Consider the following 16,231-nt stretch of genomic DNA (forward strand, 5'->3'; position numbering starts at 1 on the left):
TCGCGTGGGTTCGACCGCGCCACGCGGGGATGGCCGCGCGGCGCAATGCCTGCATGAAAAGCGTGGTGAGAAGCGCCGTCAGAAGCGATGGCGCAGACCGACTGCCGCGGCGACCTGGTTGCCGGTCGACGACGGCGCCAGCGTATTGATCGCCGCGACGTTCGCGCCGAACTCGCCGAGTTCGCCCGATGCATGCTGGTACACGCCTTCGAGGTACACGTCGGTGCGCTTGCTCAGTGAGTCATCGCCCTGCAGCGACGCGGTGTGCCAGTTCGGATCGCCCGAGCCGTTCGAACCACTCATCTTGCCGTCGGTGAACGTGTACGACGAGGCGACGCTCAATGCCGGCGTCAGCGCATAACGGCCGTTCACGTCGTAGTTGTCCAGATGCAGGTTGGTGCCCGCGAGGCCCGGCAGCATCGCGCCGCCGACGTTCACGCCGATGATGCCGTCAAGTTGCGTGTGCGTGTAGACGAAGCCCGCGGTAGCCGGCCCGTACGAATAGTTGATGCCTGCGCCGAACGTGGGTTGCAGACCGGCCGCGATCGCCGCGGTGCCGTCGCCTTGCGACACGGCGCCGTTCAGGTTGGAGCTGCCCGAGTTGTTCAACTGCAGATAAGCGGTGGCGAAGCTCAACGGACCGTTGTCGTACGAAGCGCCCGCGTTCCATGCGCGATTGTTCGCGAACTGGCCGGCCGCGTTGCTGAAACCGTACAGGCCGCCGAACGTCAGGCCCGCGTAGTTCGCGCTCGAGTACTTGACGGCGTTCTTGATCGAGAAGGTGCTGGCCAGGTTGTCGTTATCAAACGGGTGGGCCGCTAGATTGTTTCGCATGCAGACCGCCGCCGAGGTCCTCGCTGCCGCACAGACCAAAGTAGGTGTTCGACAGCGAGCCGCTGCCCTGCTGCCAGTTGCTGTGACCGAGCTGCTGCTTGCGCCCCGTTGACTGTCGATTCGCAGCGAAGTGTAATTGCCGCTATGCGGATATTTAATTGCGCGCCTTACAACGGTTTATTTTCGAATCCGGGATTATGTGAATTAATCGCGTAAGTGCAGGTCCGCAAAAGGAAATTATTTTTAACGATGAATGGCGGGACGCGCTGTCAAGTCAGGGGCTGTTGTCGGGCGGTAACGGCTCAAGGCCTCGCGGCGAGCACAAGGGGAAAGCGGACGAGGCCTGTGCGCTGATTCCCACGGTTTTGCGCAATGCAGTCTTTCGAAGAAAGCCTTAAATCGAGGGGGGATGCCACTTATAATTTTGATAGACCCCTTCGACCAAAGGGTGTCTTTTTCATTTTTACACGCGGCTTTCGGGCCGCGTTTTTTTATCTGACATTTAAAGTGGATTTATAAATCGTCGCGTAGGTAAATATAACTTTTTGCGCGTTGAGCGGCGGCGCCGTTCCGAACGCGCCTTGTCCGTTCGTCAGAGCGAGCAGGGCCAAGCGGGCTGGGCAGGTAGAATCGCGGGTTCGAAATCTGTTTGTGCGCCCCGCGAAGTGAGTGAACCTGTGATGACCGACACGCCTTTTCCCTCGACCGACACGAATGCCGAGTTCCTCGGACCGGACGACAGCGTGCATGAAGAACGTCTGTGGCGCGACAACGGCTGGACCGCGCGCATCATCAAGAACGAAGACGACGAAGGCTGGGCCGTCGAAATGATCAAGGACGGCGAGGCGGAGCCTGCGCTCGTCGGACCGTGGACGATGGGCCGCAACAAGAAGGATCCCAAGCCGCTCGACGTATCGGCGTTCAACACGCTCGTGAAAACCGCGGCGGAAGTGCTGCGTCGTCACGAGCAGCAGCTGCGCGCGCAACTCCACAAGACGGTGCGCGTGCCGAGCGCGGACGGCAACGACGAACTCGACATCACGCTCGACATCGTCCCCGACGAAGACGAGCCGTACGCACTGTTGAGCGCGCTCGATATTTTCGGCGAGCAGATCGCGCAAGTGCAGGTTGCGCCGACGTTCAAGCTCAGCAAGGCGAGCGCCGCGGCGTGGGTGGCAAACGAGTTTCGTCGGCCGGGGTAAGTGGCGGTTGTAGGCGCGGTTGCGTTGTGATCGGATCCGCTGGTCGCTGACACTGCCGGCGATCATGGCGCAGCTGGCAGAGCGGCGCTGCTATTTCACTGGCCACTCGAACTGGCTCGTGGTCGAAGATATCGACGATCGTGGCGAAACGGTCGAATACGACGTCTCGCCAAACCCTAGCTGCGCTTGCAGAAAATCGCGGTGATGAGCGGCGCGACGTGATGCACGATCGCCGTGCTGCCGGCGTTTTCAAGCGCGCTTTTAACCTTGTCGTCGCTGCCGAACACGACCGCGCCATACGCGGACTGCGCGACCGGTTCGCCGTCGCCGACCCGGAACATCGGGTCGTCCTTTTCGAAGCCCACCACCGCGAATACGCGGAAACCGAACGCGGTCAGATGCGCATCGGGCATCGGCGAGAACGCGTTGATCGAGTTGCTTTCGACGTGACTTGGCTTCGGTTTGATCAGCTGCTGCTGCATCAGATCGGCAATGAACTGGTGGCCGCTCTCATTGCATGTCAGCGGCGCGTCGAGCTCCACGGCGAACGAGGAAAGGGGCAGCGCGGCGGCGGCGGCAAACAGCAGAGGGACAAGGAGACGGTTCATGAGCGTAGGCGGGCGTCAACAGTCGATGTCGTGGATTAGCAACCACTGCGCCATACCCCGGAGGGCACGAGCGGTGCTGCACATCGAACAGATTCCGCGTGACTGGCACAACTGGATTCGCACTGTACAGCGATTCGGTGAATTCCGCTTTGTGACGGACACACGAACGGCATCTGCAAATTGCAGAGAAACGTATGACATAACAGCAAGCTTTCAGAATCCCGTATATATTTCCGCCTTATGACTTCGCAACCCCGACCTCCAATCAACGTTCCGCCGCCACGTACGTGGGACGCCCGGCTCGCCCGCCGGCTCGTGACACCGCTAGTCGACACCTGGGTCACCCCGAACCATTTGACCACGCTGCGCCTGCTGATCGGCGTCGCAGGCGCGCTGTGCCTTGCGCACGGGGGCTTCGCGTGGGCCAATGCGGGCGCACTGCTGATCGTCCTGTCGAATTTCGTCGATCACACGGACGGCGAACTCGCGCGAGTGGGCGGCAAGTCGAGCCGCATCGGTCATTTTTACGACCTCGCCTGTGATGCGCTCGTGACCGTGATGCTGTTCGTCGGCATGGGTATCGGTGTCGGCGGCGCGCAGATCGACGCTTTGAAGCTCGCGCCCGGCGTGCTCGGCGCGGTGGCTGGCGTCGCGGTCGCCCTGATCTTCTTTTTGCGCATGCGGATCGAGGAAATGGTCGGCAAGGCCGGCACGAAGCAGGCGTCGATGGGGGGCTTCGAAACCGAGGACGTGCTGTACCTGCTGCCCATCGTCACGCTGACGAATGTCATCGCGCCGTTCGTGGTGGTCGCGTCGATCGGCGCGCCGCTGTTCGCCGTATGGGTGGTGATCGACTACTGGCGCGTCGCGCGCCGTAGCGCTCGCCGGACGGCCAAGGCCGCCAGCGCGTCTGAATCCCGTCAACAGTGGGCCAGCAAATGAATCTGCACGCCGAAGACGACGTGATGGCGCCCGTGTCGTCAGGCACGCCCGTGGCGGCGCTCACGCCCGCGCCCGATGCCGACCGCGCGGTCGCGAGCCGTACCCGCACGTTCGACAACGCGCGTCTGCGTAAAGACTTCGCCGCGCAGGACGCATTTCTGTATCTGGACGATTTCCTCGCGCCGGAAGTGACCGCGCAGCTGGTACACAGCGCGCGCGCGCTGCTCGACGAAGTGAACCGCAACTATCTGCCGGGTCACAAGCAGGGCGGCAGTGTCAGCCGCCATACGATCGACCGTCTCGCGCCGTTCATCGCCGAGCTGTATCGCTCGAAGGAGTTGATCGGCTGGCTCGAGCAGCTGAGCGGCGACCAGTTGCAGGTGTCGCCCGCCGACGATCCGCACGCCTACGCGCTCTACTACTACACGCGCCCCGGCGACCATATCGGCTGGCACTACGATACTTCGTATTACGACGGACGCCGCTACACGCTGCTGCTCGGCGTGATCGACGAATCGTCGTGCCGGCTCGACTACGAACTGCATACGCGCAATCCGGAGGTGCCGGACCAGCCGGGCTCGGTGCAGATTCCGCCGGGCGGCCTCGTGTTTTTCGATGGCGACAAGCTGCGTCATCGCATCACGCCGGCCGGGCCGAACGAGATGCGTGTGTCGCTGACGTTCGAATACGTCACCGATCCCAGCATGCGGCCGTGGCGCCGCTTCGTTTCCAACATGAAGGACGCGATCGCGTACTTCGGTTTCCGCCAGGTGTTCCGTCAGATGGCCTCGCGCGGCAAGGACGCCGCGTGAGTCGGGCGGCCCTGCTTCTGCTGTCGATCGGCTCGGCGCTGTTCGTCGGCCTGCTCGCCTGGCAGGGCTTCGGCTCGGTGGCGTCGAGCTTGCTCGCAGCCGGCTGGGGGCTCGCGGTCGTCGCCGCGTTCCACGTAGTGCCGCTCGTGCTCGATGCGGCTGCGATCGCCGTGCTGTTCAAGCGCGACCACCGCTCGCGTGACGGCGCGCATGAAGGTCCTGCAAGCGGTGCAACCAGCGGCGCGACGAGCGCCGCGCGAGCCGAACCCTCGCTGCGCGATGCGTTGTCCGCGCGCTGGATCGGCGAGTCGGTGAATAGCCTGCTGCCCGCTGGGCAGATCGGCGGCCCGGTGGTGATGGTGCGTCAACTGTCGCAGCGCGGCATGCTGCTGCGCGACGCGGCCGCCGCGATCACCGTCAGCACGACCTGGCAGGCGCTCGCGCAAATCGTGTTCGCGCTCGGTGGCCTCGCGATGTTCGGCGCGTACGCCGCGCACGGCACGCTGCACGACCTGCGCACCGCAACGCTGATTGCGACCGGCGTGCTCGGCGCGCTGATCGCCGCGTTCTACTTCGCGCAGCGGCGCGGTCTGTTCGGCCGGCTGCTGGGCGTGGTGTCGAAGGTGTTCGGCAAGCGCGACTGGTCGTCGCTGATGACGCGCGCGGAAGCCGTCGATGCCGCCGTGCAGTCGCTGTACCGTGAGCGCGGCCGCGTGGCGGCGAGCTTTGCGCTGAGCCTCGTGGGATGGGTCGTCGGCACGGCCGAGGTATGGCTCGCGCTGCGTTTTCTCGGTCATCCGGTCGGCTGGATCGACGCGCTGCTGCTGGAAAGCATCGGCCAGGCGATTCGCGGCGCGGCCTTCATGATCCCGGGCTCGCTCGGCGTGCAGGAGGGCGGCTATCTGCTGCTCGCGCCGCTGGTGGGTTTGCCGCCCGACGCGGCGCTGGCGTTGTCGCTCGCCAAGCGTGCGCGTGAACTCCTGCTGGGCCTGCCGGGCCTGCTTGTATTGCACTTCAGCGAACGAAGCTGGCAACGGCGGCGCGCTCCACGGCGCGTGCCGGTTGCCGATTGACCTCCGTACTTTTTTCAAAGGACCGCGCATGCGCGCAATCATTCTCGCAGCGGGCCTCGGCCTGCGTCTCCAGCAGCCGCCGCAAGCCCAGTTTCCGAAATGCCTGTTGCAGTTCGACGGCATGAGCCTGCTCGAACGGCATCTGCAGATGCTCGAAACAGCCGGCGTGACCGACGTCGTGCTGGCGCTCGGTTTCCAGCCGGAATCCGTGCAGGCGGAACTCGCGCGCATCGACTGGCCGCACAAGGTCGAGACCGTGCTCAATCCGCGCTTCGATCTTGGCAGCGTGCTGACCGTGCATACCGTTGCCGACGCGTTGACGCGCGGCGGCGACGTGCTGCTGATGGACGCCGACGTGCTGTACGACGAGCGCATCCTGAGCGCGCTGGTGGCGGGCGAGTCGGTCAACCGTCTGCTGATCGACCGCGATTTCGAAGCGGGCGACGAGCCCGTCAAGCTGTGCCTGAAGGACGGCGTGCCGGTCGAGTTGCGCAAGCAGCTCGCGGTCAATCTGGAGTACGACACGATCGGCGAGTCGGTCGGCTTCTTCCGCTTCCGCGAGGAAACCGCGCGACGCTTCACGCAGATCGTCGCGGGCTATATCGACAGCGGCCGCGCGAACATGCCGCACGAAGAGGCGGTGCGTGACCTGCTGCTCGAGCGCAGCCAGGTGTTCGACACGGCCGAGGTGAGCGGTGCGCCGTGGATCGAAATCGACTTTCCGAACGACGTCGCGCGCGCCGCCAACGAGATCCTGCCGCAGTTGCAGCCGCTCGTCAGCGCATCGCGCTGAGGCGTCCGTGCCGCGCGCGAAGATGCACGGCAGCGCGCGATGGCATACGGCAAAATCCCTTCGCGCGACAACATTTGTTGTCGCCGCGATGCCATAATCGACGCTTTCCATTGATGGCTGGCCACCCGTCGCCATGACAATGCTGCTCGCTTTAGGCGCTTTCATCGTTCCGCTGATCGTCGCGTGCGCGATGTTCATGGAAAACGTGGACGGCACGGTCATCGTGACGTCGCTGCCGGTTCTGGCACGCGACCTCGGTCATGATCCGATCACGCTGAAGCTTGCGGTCACCGCGTATGTGATCGGCCTTGGCGTTTTTATCCCGATCTGCGGCTGGGTCGCCGACCGCTTCGGTTCGCGCACCGTGTTCCGCACCGCGATCGGCATCTTCATGGCGGGCTCGCTGCTGTGCGCGGCCTCCACTTCGCTGGTTACCTTCGTGCTCGCGCGCTTCGTGCAGGGCATCGGCGGCGCGCTGATGGTGCCGGTGGGCCGCATCATCATCTTCCGGTCGCTGCCGAAGTCGGAGTTCATTCGCGCGATGAACTATCTGACGGTGCCGGCGTTGCTCGGTCCGGTGGTCGGGCCGCCGCTCGGCGGCTTTATCACCACCTATCTGCACTGGCGTCTGATCTTCGTGATCAACGTGCCGATCGGCCTGCTCGGCATCTGGCTCACCAACAAGTACATCGCCAATACGCGCGAGCCGCATCCGGGCCGGCTCGACTGGCTCGGCTTCGTGCTGTCGGCGAGCGGGGCTTCGCTGTTCATGCTCGGGCTCTCGCTGGTCGGCGGCGAACTGGTGTCGACGGGACAATCGGTCGGCATGTGCGTGACCGGCATCGTGTTGCTGCTGCTTTATGCGCTGTACGCGAGCCGCGTCGCGCTGCCGGTGCTCGATCTGCGTTTGCTGCGCATTCCAAGTTTTCATGCGAGCGTGATCGGCGGTTCGCTGTTTCGGATCGGTCTTGGCGCCGTGCCGTTCCTGTTGCCGCTCGCGTTGCAGGAAGGGCTCGGCATGACCGCGTTCAGAGCCGGCGCGATCACGTGCGCGTCCGCGTTCGGTTCGATTTTCATGAAGACGGTCGCGTCGCGCATTCTCGAACGCTTCGGCTTTCGTACCGTGCTGATGGTCAACGCCGCGTGCGCGGGTCTCGCGATCGCCGTGTACGGGTTGTTCTTTCCCGGCACGCCGCATTGGGTGATCTGGTGCATCGTGCTGGTGGGCGGCTTCTTTCCTTCTCTGCAATTCACGTCGCTCAATACGCTGGCCTATGCGGATATTCCGGGCAGCGACGTCGGCCGCGCGACGAGTGTCGCGAGCGTCATCCAGCAGATGTCGCTCGGCCTCGGCGTGACGATCTCGGGCATCGTGCTGCAGATTTCGCATCGTGTGCAAGGGCATCCGAACATCGTGTTCTCCGATTTCTGGCCGGCGTTTCTCGTCGTCGGTCTGTTCTCGTGCCTGTCGATTCCGATTACGCGGCGGCTGCCGCGAGACGCGGGCGATGAGATCTCGCGCGGCCGTCGCGGGCGCGCGTAAGCCATCATGCGGATGTCGTCGTCGTCGATGAGGAGGTCATGAACTTGTTTCGCAACGTCAAAGCTTCAACCAGTGCTTCGATCAGCGGTCTTGCCCTGATCGCAATCCTCTGCGTTTCAACCGGGTTTCTCGAGGCGGCGCCTGCTGTCGCGAAAGCGCCCGCGAAGACGCAACCGGCCGTGCTTGCCGGTTCGGCGATTGCGGTGCCGGACTCATACAGCGCCGATGCCGCCGAGCAGATCTTCAACGAAGGCGGCAATGCGGTCGATGCGGCCGCCGCGATCGCCTTCACCCTTGCGGTCACGTTCCCGGATGCGGGCAACATCGGCGGGGGCGGGTTCATGACGCTGTACGTCGACAACAAGCCGTATTTCCTCGACTATCGCGAGCGCGCGCCGCTCGCCGCGACGAAGAACATGTATCTCGACGACAAGGGCGAGATCATCAAAGGCATGAGCCTCGTCGGCTATCGCGCGGTGGGCGTGCCAGGCACCGTCGACGGCATGTGGCAAGCGCAGCGCCGTTTCGGCAAGCTGAAATGGCAGCAGGTGCTCGCGCCGGCTATTCACTATGCGCGCGACGGCTTCATGGTCGCCCCGCAACTGCAGAAGCTGCGCGACGATGCGGCGAAGAACTTCGCGGGCAAGACCAATTTCGACACTTACTTCGGCAATCTGAAGCAGGGCGTCATCTTCAGGCAGCCTGACCTTGCCGCGGTCCTGCAGCGTATTTCCGATCAGGGCCCGAAAGATTTCTACACGGGCAAGACTGCGGATCTGATCGCCGCTTCGATGCGCGGCCACGGCCTGATTACGAAGGCCGATCTCGCGCAGTACAAGGCGGTTTGGCGCGAGCCGGTGCAGGCGAACTGGAACGGCTATCGCGTGATCACCGCGCCGCCGCCGAGTTCGGGCGGCGTCGGGCTCGTGCAACTGCTGAAGATGAAGGCCGATATCGCGCCCGAGTTCAAGAACGTGCCGCTCAATTCCGTGCAATACGTGCATCTGATCGCGGAGCTCGAGAAGCGCGTGTTCGCGGACCGCGCGCAGTACCTCGGCGACCCGGATTTCTACAAGGTGCCGGTCGCGCAACTGATCGACGATCCGTATCTGGCCAAGCGCGCGGCCGAGGTCGATCCGAATATGCCGTCGGACACGAAGAGCATTCAGCCGGGGCTCGGGACCTCGATGCCGGAGAAGGCGGAGACCACGCATTTTTCGGTGGTCGATAAATGGGGCAACGCGGTGTCGAACACGTATACGCTGAACGGCGCGTTCGGCTCGGGCGTCGTGGTGGATCGGGCAGGCATCGCGCTGAACGACGAGATGGACGACTTCTCCGCGAAGCCGGGCGCCGCCAACATGTTCGGTGTGGTCGGCAGCGACGTGAATGCGATCGAGCCGAAGAAGCGCCCGTTGTCGTCGATGGCGCCGACGATTCTGACCAAGGACGGCAAGGTCGCGCTCGTGATCGGCACGCCGGGCGGATCGCGCATCTTCACGACGATCTTCCAGGTGATCAACGACATCTACGACTTCGACATGCCGTTGCCGGATGCGCTCGCCGCGATGCGTTTCCATCACCAGCTATTGCCGCCGAATACGATCTATTCGGAGCCGTACAAGCCGATCGAGGGCGAACTCGCACAGCAACTCGAGGCGAAGGGCTACAAGCTGGAGGGGCAGCAATTCACCGGCGATGTTCAGGTGATCAGGATCGATGGGAACGAGCCGGAGGCGGCGGCCGATCCGCGCGGGCGAGGAGTGACGCGGGTCGTTCGGTAGGGAGGAGAGGCGGTTGCAGCCATTCTCTTCGACGATAAGCCTAGTCCTGATCGACTTCGGGCCATAGTCTCGGGAATAGAAATCGAAGACTTTTCAATGGGAGTCCGAACGAGAGATTGCCGCGATGGGAAGGCGAGTCGAGCAGTCCAATATCAAGTAGAGAGCGCGTAATCCGGCGAGCCAGAACATCAGTAACGCCAAGTATCTGATTGAATTCGGCGCGGCTGACTGCACGCCGCGTCGCCACAAACTCCATCGCCAGTGCCGAGGCCTCCGGTTTGATCACCGATTTTTCGGAGCCGATCATCCACGGATTCGAATCGAGGTAACGCAATAGATCGAGCAGGCGATCTGCAATACCATCGAACTCGGTCATGCGAACCATAAAGCTTACCTGGTCCAGGCAGCAATCGAGAAAGAACCGCGCGAAACGCACCAGGCCTTCCTGGGATAGATTGCCTCGGCCATCGAGGTCATTGCGGCGCGTCTGGTCGGCTTCGCTCAATCTTGCGTAGTACAGCTCATGTTCGCGTGCGAGACCGCGAAGCGGAGACCATAGGCCATGCGTCAAGTCGGCGGATCGTAAAGCGAGATGTGAATGCAGACGTGCCACCCGGCCATTGCCGTCTGCGAACGGGTGAGTCCATGCCAACCGATGATGCGAGCAGGCGATGCCGATCAACTGATGGTCCTTGATCCGTAGGCGCGCATATCGCTTGGCCCATGCATCGAGCAATGGCGCGATCATTTCAGGTTCTGGCGCGAGATGCCGGCCCACGGTGACGTCCGATTTGCGAAGTTCGCCCGGCACGATTGGTTCGCCCTCGCTGGTAAATCTCTCAGCGACCGGCAAATAGGAAAAAAATCGCTCATGAATGGCCGTAAGTCGTGCGGGCTCGAACAGGGCGGGCGTCGCAAGCAAATCCCACTCTTCTTCGAGCGAGGATTCCGTTTCAATATGCGCCATCGCAAGGCGCTGCTTTTTGCGCTCGGCGACGTCAGCTGAATAGTCGCGCTTGAGAGCGGCCTCGATCCTGGCGGGTGTGGTGTGCTGGCCTTCGATCTTATTTGTGTAGTACGAATTCATCGCACGCAATTGCGGGACGAGCGCCGCGGCAAATGGCGTCCCGCTTACGGCAAGGAGCTTTTGCGATGAGTCGACGAGTTCGGTCGTGCGCTCGATCAGCGGATCCAATACACGGTCCTCAGGAAACAAGGGTTCGAACGATACGACGGTCGTCATGGCGGCGTGTAGGGTTTAATGTAGAGTTAGATGTTGTTGATTATATCGTTCAATAAATTGATTTATAAGGATTTTAATTATTTCTTGTAGAGTCTAATGTAGGGTTTGCGGTAGGATGGCGCCTGACTGTCCACCCCGCAGTCCCCCCGGCAATCCCCCCTTCACCCTGCCTGCTCCACCGGCGTCACCGTCAACTCCACCCGCTGCGCGCCGCGCAACACCGTCACGTTGACCGGCTTGTCGATACGCGAAGCATCGAGCGTGCGTTGCAGTGCATCCACATCCTGCACCGGCTGCGCGTCGATCGCGACGATCGTGTCGTCGGTGCGCAAGCCGCCGAGCGCCGCCGGACTGCCTTTGACGATCTCCATCACGCGCACGCCGCTTTGCGTGCCGAGCCCGAAGTAGCGCTGCACGCGCCGCGACAGCGGCGTCGTCGTGCCGGCCACGCCGATATACGCGCGTCGCACGCGACCGTGCGCGAAGATCTGCATGATGACCCACTTCGCGGTATCGATCGCGGTCGCAAAACAGATGGCCTGTGCGCCAGGAATGATCGCGGTATTCACGCCGATCACCTGACCCGCTGAATTGATCAGCGGTCCGCCCGAGTTGCCCGGATTCAACGCCGCGTCGGTCTGGATCACGTCGTAGATCATGCGGCCGGAGTTCGAGCGCAGCGACCGGCCGAGCGCCGAAACGACGCCGGTCGTCACGGTCTGTTGCAGCCCGAGCGGGTTGCCGACCGCAATGGCGATCTGCCCGACGCGCAGCTTCGATGATTCGCCGAGTTCGACATGCGGCAGCGGTTCCGGCGAACCGATGCGCAGCACCGCGAGATCGCTGCCGGGATCGTCGCCGACCAGATCGGCGTCGAACTTCGCGCCGTCGGCCAGCGTCACCTGGATATGCGTCGCGCCATGCACGACGTGGCTATTGGTCAGCAGGTAGCCGTCGGGCGTGAACAGGAAGCCCGAGCCGGTGCCGCCGCGCGCGCCGCGCCCATGCGCGGCCGCGTCGCCGGGCAGCCGGCGTTCGACGGCGATAAACGCGACCGCCTGCTGCACGCGCTCCAGTGCACCGATCACGGTGCGGGAGTAGGCGTCGAGCAGCGCGTCGTCGTCGTGGGTCAAAAGGTCGGTGGATTGGGGCCCGGGGGCGTCGGATGCGGCGCTCGACAGGTCATCGATGAAGCGTGGGCGGCTTCCCATAGCGATGCTCCGGATAGACGGGCTCCGAGATGCGGGGCGCTGCGCGAGTTTTCAAGTGCATCCCGGGGGCGTGGGCGATGCCCCGGCCGCGCCGCCAGACCGGTGGCCACTGCCCGTGAGACACTTTCCCGGGCGGGCCGTCGCTCGCCGCTCGCTCGCGCCACGGAGACCCTGTTCATGTCCGCATCTAACGCTTCAGCGCCGCAATCCCCGCAGCCGGGTCCACGCATCGAGTCGCTCAGCGCGATCACGCTCGCCACCAGCGACATGCAGCGCGCCGTTGCGTTCTACGAAGCGCTCGGCTTCCCGATCAAGTTCGGCGGTCCGCGCGAGGCCTTCACGTCGTTCGCGTTCGGCAGTTCGTATTTGAACCTGATCGCCGATGCGCGCGCGCCGGTCAACTGGTGGGGGCGCGTGATCATCTACGTGTCGGACGTCGACGCGTTCTATGCCAGGGCGGTGGCGGCAGGCTTGCAGCCGACGTTCGCGCCGTCGGATGCGCCGTGGGGCGAGCGCTATTTTCATATTACCGATCCGGACGGCCACGAACTGAGCTTCGCGCGGCCGCTGCCCTAGCGGCGGAAGTCGGGGCAAAACTCGCTATCATGGGGTTACCACGCATGTGCAGCGGCCGCCCACGCGGTAACACGGCTGACACCTCGCGCTTCGATAATCGAACGCGACCGCGTCGCGCTAGCCGCCGCGCGCCATCCCATTCCTGTTGCGAGGAGAGCCGCAATGAAAGAGCCGGACCCGAGACCCGATATCGAACTGATGGCGGAGCGGCAACGTCGTTTCGAGGAAGACCTCATCGACGCCTACGACGAAGAACTCGAAATGGAGGTCGACGACCGCATCATCGACGGCCCGGCCGGCCTTACGCCCGAGCATCGCGAGGCGCGCAAGCAGTACTTCCGCGAACTGTTCCGGCTGCAGGGAGAACTGGTCAAGCTGCAGGACTGGATCGTCGCGACCGGGCACCGGCTCGTCGTGATCTTCGAGGGGCGCGACGCGGCCGGCAAGGGCGGCGCGATCAAGCGCATCACACAGCGCCTCAATCCGCGCGTGTGCCGCGTGGCCGCATTGCCCGCGCCGAACAATCGCGAGCGCACGCAATGGTATTTCCAGCGCTATGTATCGCATCTGCCGGCGGGCGGCGAGATGGTGCTATTCGATCGCAGCTGGTACAACCGCGCGGGCGTCGAGCGCGTGATGAACTTCTGCACCGACGAGGAATACGAAGAGTTTTTCCGCTCGGTGCCGGAGTTCGAAAAGATGCTGGCGCGCAGCGGCGTGCAGATCCTCAAGTACTGGTTTTCGATCACCGACGAAGAGCAGGAAATCCGCTTCCAGAACCGCATTCACGATCCGCTCAAGCAGTGGAAGCTGAGTCCGATGGATCTGGAAAGCCGGCGCCGCTGGGAAGCCTATACGCTGGCGAAGGAGGTGATGCTGCAGCGCTCGCATATCCCCGAGGCGCCGTGGTGGGTCGTGCAGGCCGTCGACAAGAAACGCGCGCGCCTGAACTGTATTCAGCATCTGCTGAGCCAGGTGCCGTATCACGAGATCGAGCATCCGCAGATCGACTTGCCGTCGCGTGTCTATCACGAAGACTATAGCCGTCAGCCGGTGCCTCAGTCGATGATCGTGCCCGAGGTGTATTAAAAGCGGATCGTATGAAATAGCTGGCCAACGAAAAAGCGCGGTACGTATATCAGCGTACCGCGCTTTTCTTCGTGCTTCGCCCCGCCAGATCGGCGAACTCAGAACACCGAACGGAACACCCAGAACAGCCCGCCCGCGAGCGCGATCGACGCGGGCAACGTCAGCACCCATGCGAGGATCAGACTGCGCACCGTGGCCCATTGCAGACCCGAGCCGTTGGCTGCCATCGTGCCGGCCACGCCGGAAGAGAGCACATGGGTCGTCGACACCGGCAGACCGTAGACGTCGGCGGCACCGATCGTGACCATCGCGACGAGTTCAGCCGACGCGCCCTGGCCGTACGTCAGATGCTGTTTGCCGATCTTCTCGCCCACCGTAACGACGATGCGCTTCCAGCCGACCATCGTGCCGAGACCCAGCGCGATCGCGACCGCCACCTTGACCCACGGCGGAATGAACTTGGTCGCGTGGTCGATCTGCGTTCTGAAGTTGGCGATGATCTTCGCGTCCTCGGGCGAGAACTGCGGCTGATTGGCCTTCTGCATCAGACGGATCGCCTCGGAGGCGACATACATGTTGTTGCGCACGTTATCGACGATGCCTTGCGGCACCGCGGCCATCGAGCCCGACTCGCCGACCTGGCGACCGATCTGCTCGGTCAGCTGCTGCAGCGCCGGCAGCGTGGCGGGCGTCAGCTGACGGGTGCGCACGAAGGCCTCGACGTCGGCGCGCGGATCCGCGGAAGGCACCGCGCCCTGCGTGTAGCGCGACAGCGTCGCCGCGGTTTGATGCGCGACCGCGACGAAGTTCTGCGTTTGCGCCGGCGTGACCGCCTTGTTCAGCGCGTAGGCGGTGGGCACGGTACCGATCAGGATCAGCATGATCAGCCCCATGCCTTTCTGGCCGTCGTTCGAGCCATGCGCGAACGACACGCCCGTGCAGGTCAGAATCAGCAGGCAGCGAATCCAGAACGGCGGCGGCTCCTTGCCCTTCGGCTCGGCATACAGCGCGGGCACGCGCACGACGGCCTTCAGGATCAGCAGCAGCAGGCCCGCAAGCAGAAAGCCCACGATCGGCGAAAACAGCAGCGACTTGCCGACGCCGAGCGCCTGATTCCAGTCCACGCCACTGGTGCCGTTCGCACCATGCAGCATCTGATTCATCAGACCTACGCCGATGATCGAGCCGATCAGCGTGTGCGAACTCGAAGACGGCAGGCCCAAAGACCACGTGCCCAGATTCCAGATGATCGCGGCGATCAGCAACGCGAATACCATCGCGAAGCCGGCGGCGCTGCCAACCTGCAGAATCAACTCGACGGGCAGCAGTTGCAGAACGCCGAAGGCGACCGCTCCGCTCGACGTCAGCACGCCCAGAAAATTCCACGCGCCGGACCAGACGACCGCGATATTCGGCGTCAGCGAGTGGGTATAGATGACGGTGGCGACCGCGTTGGCCGTATCGTGAAAGCCATTGACGAACTCGAAGCCGAGCGCGATCAGCAGCGCGACACCGAGCAGCAGATACGGCAGTACCGAGCTTTCGCGTACGGGCTGCAGATCGTCTATCAGATGAACGCCGCAGTACACGACGCCCGCGATGAGCAGGGCAACGAAAATAACCAGGCCCGCGCTACGGCCTTTGCCGCTGGCGGCGCCTGGTTGCGGATACGAAAGTTCCGGCATGACGTGAGCCCCAAAAAGTGGTCGCAGAGTTCTTGATGCTGCTTTCGCTGTGTGTCGCAACGATGACAACTACGTGACGGCATTGGGGTGCGGGAAAAGCGGGCGCGGCGCGGCCTATGCTACGCCGCTCACGCCGGTAAATACTACGCAGGCTGGCGGACGGGAATAGTAAGATGTCCGAACCGGACTAGGCAAGTGATGAATAGCACGAGCGGCGAGCGGGCTTCGGTTGCGCTTACGATGCGCTGATTACTTCGCCGCTTGCGCTGCCACCGAGGGTGCGTTTATAAGCTTGCGCGACGATTTCCGCCGGTACCCCTTGCGATGGATCGCGGCCCATCGATTCGAGCGTTTCGGCGACCCACCCCGGGCTCACCACATTGACGCGGGCCTTGCCCCGCAACTCGAGCGCGGCCGAGCGCGCGAACGCTTCGACGCCCGCATTGACGATGCTGACCGCGGCGCTGCCTTCCATCGGCTGTTGCGCGAGCACGCCGCTCGTCAGTGTGAACGAGCCGCCTTGCGACACATGGTCCACGCCGCAGCGCACCAGATTGACCTGCCCCATCAGTTTGTTGGCAAGACTAAAAGAAAAGTCTTCGTCGCCAAGCGCCGCGAGCGGCGCGAATTTCGCGGAGCCGGCCGCGCAGATGATCGCGTCGAAGCTGCCGGCTTGCGCATACATCGCTTCGATGCTGCGTTTGTCCGACAGGTCGACGTGCAGTTCGGAGCCTTTGCGGCTCGCGCCGACCACGTCATGCTCGGTGGCGAGCAGCCTCACGATGTGCGAACCGAGCAGGCCGGTCGCACCGACAACGAGTATTCGCATACATCCT

14 protein-coding genes and 1 pseudogene are annotated in these 16,231 nt (G+C 63.4%); 9 read left to right on the forward strand and 6 right to left on the reverse strand.

The genetic code is table 11. The features are described 5' to 3' along the window. Positions 1-78 precede the first annotated feature (78 nt). Positions 79-928 (reverse strand): annotated as a pseudogene (locus HDG33_RS09760) (porin); the annotation flags it as partial. Between the two features lie 586 nt (positions 929-1,514). On the opposite strand from HDG33_RS09760, the gene HDG33_RS09765 reads away from it, so the two are divergent. Then, the gene (locus tag HDG33_RS09765) at positions 1,515-2,036 is read left to right on the forward strand and encodes a hypothetical protein (protein WP_184024828.1); all 522 of its coding nucleotides are present in this window, start codon (positions 1,515-1,517) and stop codon (positions 2,034-2,036) included. Positions 2,037-2,212: 176 nt separating this feature from the next. Here the strand turns inward: HDG33_RS09765 and HDG33_RS09770 are convergent, their stop codons facing one another. Then, on the reverse strand, positions 2,213-2,644 hold the full coding sequence (locus HDG33_RS09770) for a hypothetical protein (protein WP_184024831.1): 432 nt from the start codon (positions 2,642-2,644) through the stop codon (positions 2,213-2,215). Between the two features lie 240 nt (positions 2,645-2,884). On the opposite strand from HDG33_RS09770, the gene HDG33_RS09775 reads away from it, so the two are divergent. From HDG33_RS09775 to ggt, 6 genes are all read left to right on the forward strand, one after another. Further along, on the forward strand, positions 2,885-3,586 hold the full coding sequence (locus HDG33_RS09775) for a CDP-alcohol phosphatidyltransferase family protein (RefSeq protein WP_184024834.1): 702 nt from the start codon (positions 2,885-2,887) through the stop codon (positions 3,584-3,586). Beyond that, positions 3,583-4,398 carry a 2OG-Fe(II) oxygenase gene (locus tag HDG33_RS09780; RefSeq protein ID WP_184024837.1) on the forward strand — a complete coding sequence of 272 codons (816 nt, stop codon included), beginning with the start codon at positions 3,583-3,585 and terminating at the stop codon, positions 4,396-4,398. The genes HDG33_RS09775 and HDG33_RS09780 overlap by 4 nt, the downstream gene beginning before the upstream one ends. Then, a complete protein-coding gene (locus tag HDG33_RS09785; protein WP_184024852.1) occupies positions 4,395-5,471 on the forward strand; it encodes a lysylphosphatidylglycerol synthase domain-containing protein in 1,077 nt (358 codons plus the stop codon). Before HDG33_RS09780 ends, HDG33_RS09785 begins: the two co-directional genes overlap by 4 nt. 28 nt (positions 5,472-5,499) lie before the next feature. Further along, a complete protein-coding gene (locus HDG33_RS09790; RefSeq protein ID WP_184024855.1) occupies positions 5,500-6,264 on the forward strand; it encodes an NTP transferase domain-containing protein in 765 nt (254 codons plus the stop codon). A gap of 139 nt (positions 6,265-6,403) precedes the next feature. Then, complete coding sequence (locus HDG33_RS09795) at positions 6,404-7,807, forward strand: MFS transporter (RefSeq protein WP_184025626.1); 1,404 nt, start codon at positions 6,404-6,406, stop codon at positions 7,805-7,807. Between the two features lie 38 nt (positions 7,808-7,845). Next, positions 7,846-9,591: a gamma-glutamyltransferase gene (ggt, locus tag HDG33_RS09800; protein ID WP_184024864.1), complete on the forward strand. Its 1,746-nt coding sequence runs from the start codon at positions 7,846-7,848 to the stop codon at positions 9,589-9,591. A gap of 40 nt (positions 9,592-9,631) precedes the next feature. Here ggt and HDG33_RS09805 read toward each other — a convergent pair whose 3' ends face one another. Together HDG33_RS09805 and HDG33_RS09810 are read right to left on the reverse strand one after the other, a co-directional pair. Further along, a complete protein-coding gene (locus HDG33_RS09805; protein WP_260330385.1) occupies positions 9,632-10,786 on the reverse strand; it encodes a Fic family protein in 1,155 nt (384 codons plus the stop codon). A 209-nt stretch (positions 10,787-10,995) separates the two neighbouring features. After that, a complete protein-coding gene (locus tag HDG33_RS09810) occupies positions 10,996-12,045 on the reverse strand; it encodes a S1C family serine protease (protein WP_184024899.1) in 1,050 nt (349 codons plus the stop codon). A 177-nt stretch (positions 12,046-12,222) separates the two neighbouring features. On the opposite strand from HDG33_RS09810, the gene HDG33_RS09815 reads away from it, so the two are divergent. Together HDG33_RS09815 and ppk2 are read left to right on the forward strand one after the other, a co-directional pair. Continuing rightward, positions 12,223-12,621 (forward strand): VOC family protein, encoded by a 399-nt coding sequence (locus tag HDG33_RS09815; RefSeq protein ID WP_184024912.1) that lies wholly within the window; start codon positions 12,223-12,225, stop codon positions 12,619-12,621. 162 nt (positions 12,622-12,783) lie between these two features. Further along, entirely contained in the window at positions 12,784-13,710 is a 927-nt protein-coding gene (gene ppk2, locus HDG33_RS09820) for a polyphosphate kinase 2 (protein WP_184024931.1), read from the forward strand. 98 nt (positions 13,711-13,808) lie between these two features. Here ppk2 and HDG33_RS09825 read toward each other — a convergent pair whose 3' ends face one another. Both HDG33_RS09825 and HDG33_RS09830 read right to left on the reverse strand, forming a co-directional pair. Beyond that, a complete protein-coding gene (locus HDG33_RS09825) occupies positions 13,809-15,395 on the reverse strand; it encodes an inorganic phosphate transporter (RefSeq protein ID WP_184024934.1) in 1,587 nt (528 codons plus the stop codon). Positions 15,396-15,630: 235 nt separating this feature from the next. Then, a complete protein-coding gene (locus HDG33_RS09830; protein WP_184024937.1) occupies positions 15,631-16,224 on the reverse strand; it encodes a short chain dehydrogenase in 594 nt (197 codons plus the stop codon). Positions 16,225-16,231: the final 7 nt, after the last annotated feature.

Origin of the sequence: Paraburkholderia sp. Cpub6 (genome assembly GCF_014201065.1) — a bacterium.
GTDB lineage: Bacteria > Pseudomonadota > Gammaproteobacteria > Burkholderiales > Burkholderiaceae > Paraburkholderia > Paraburkholderia tuberum.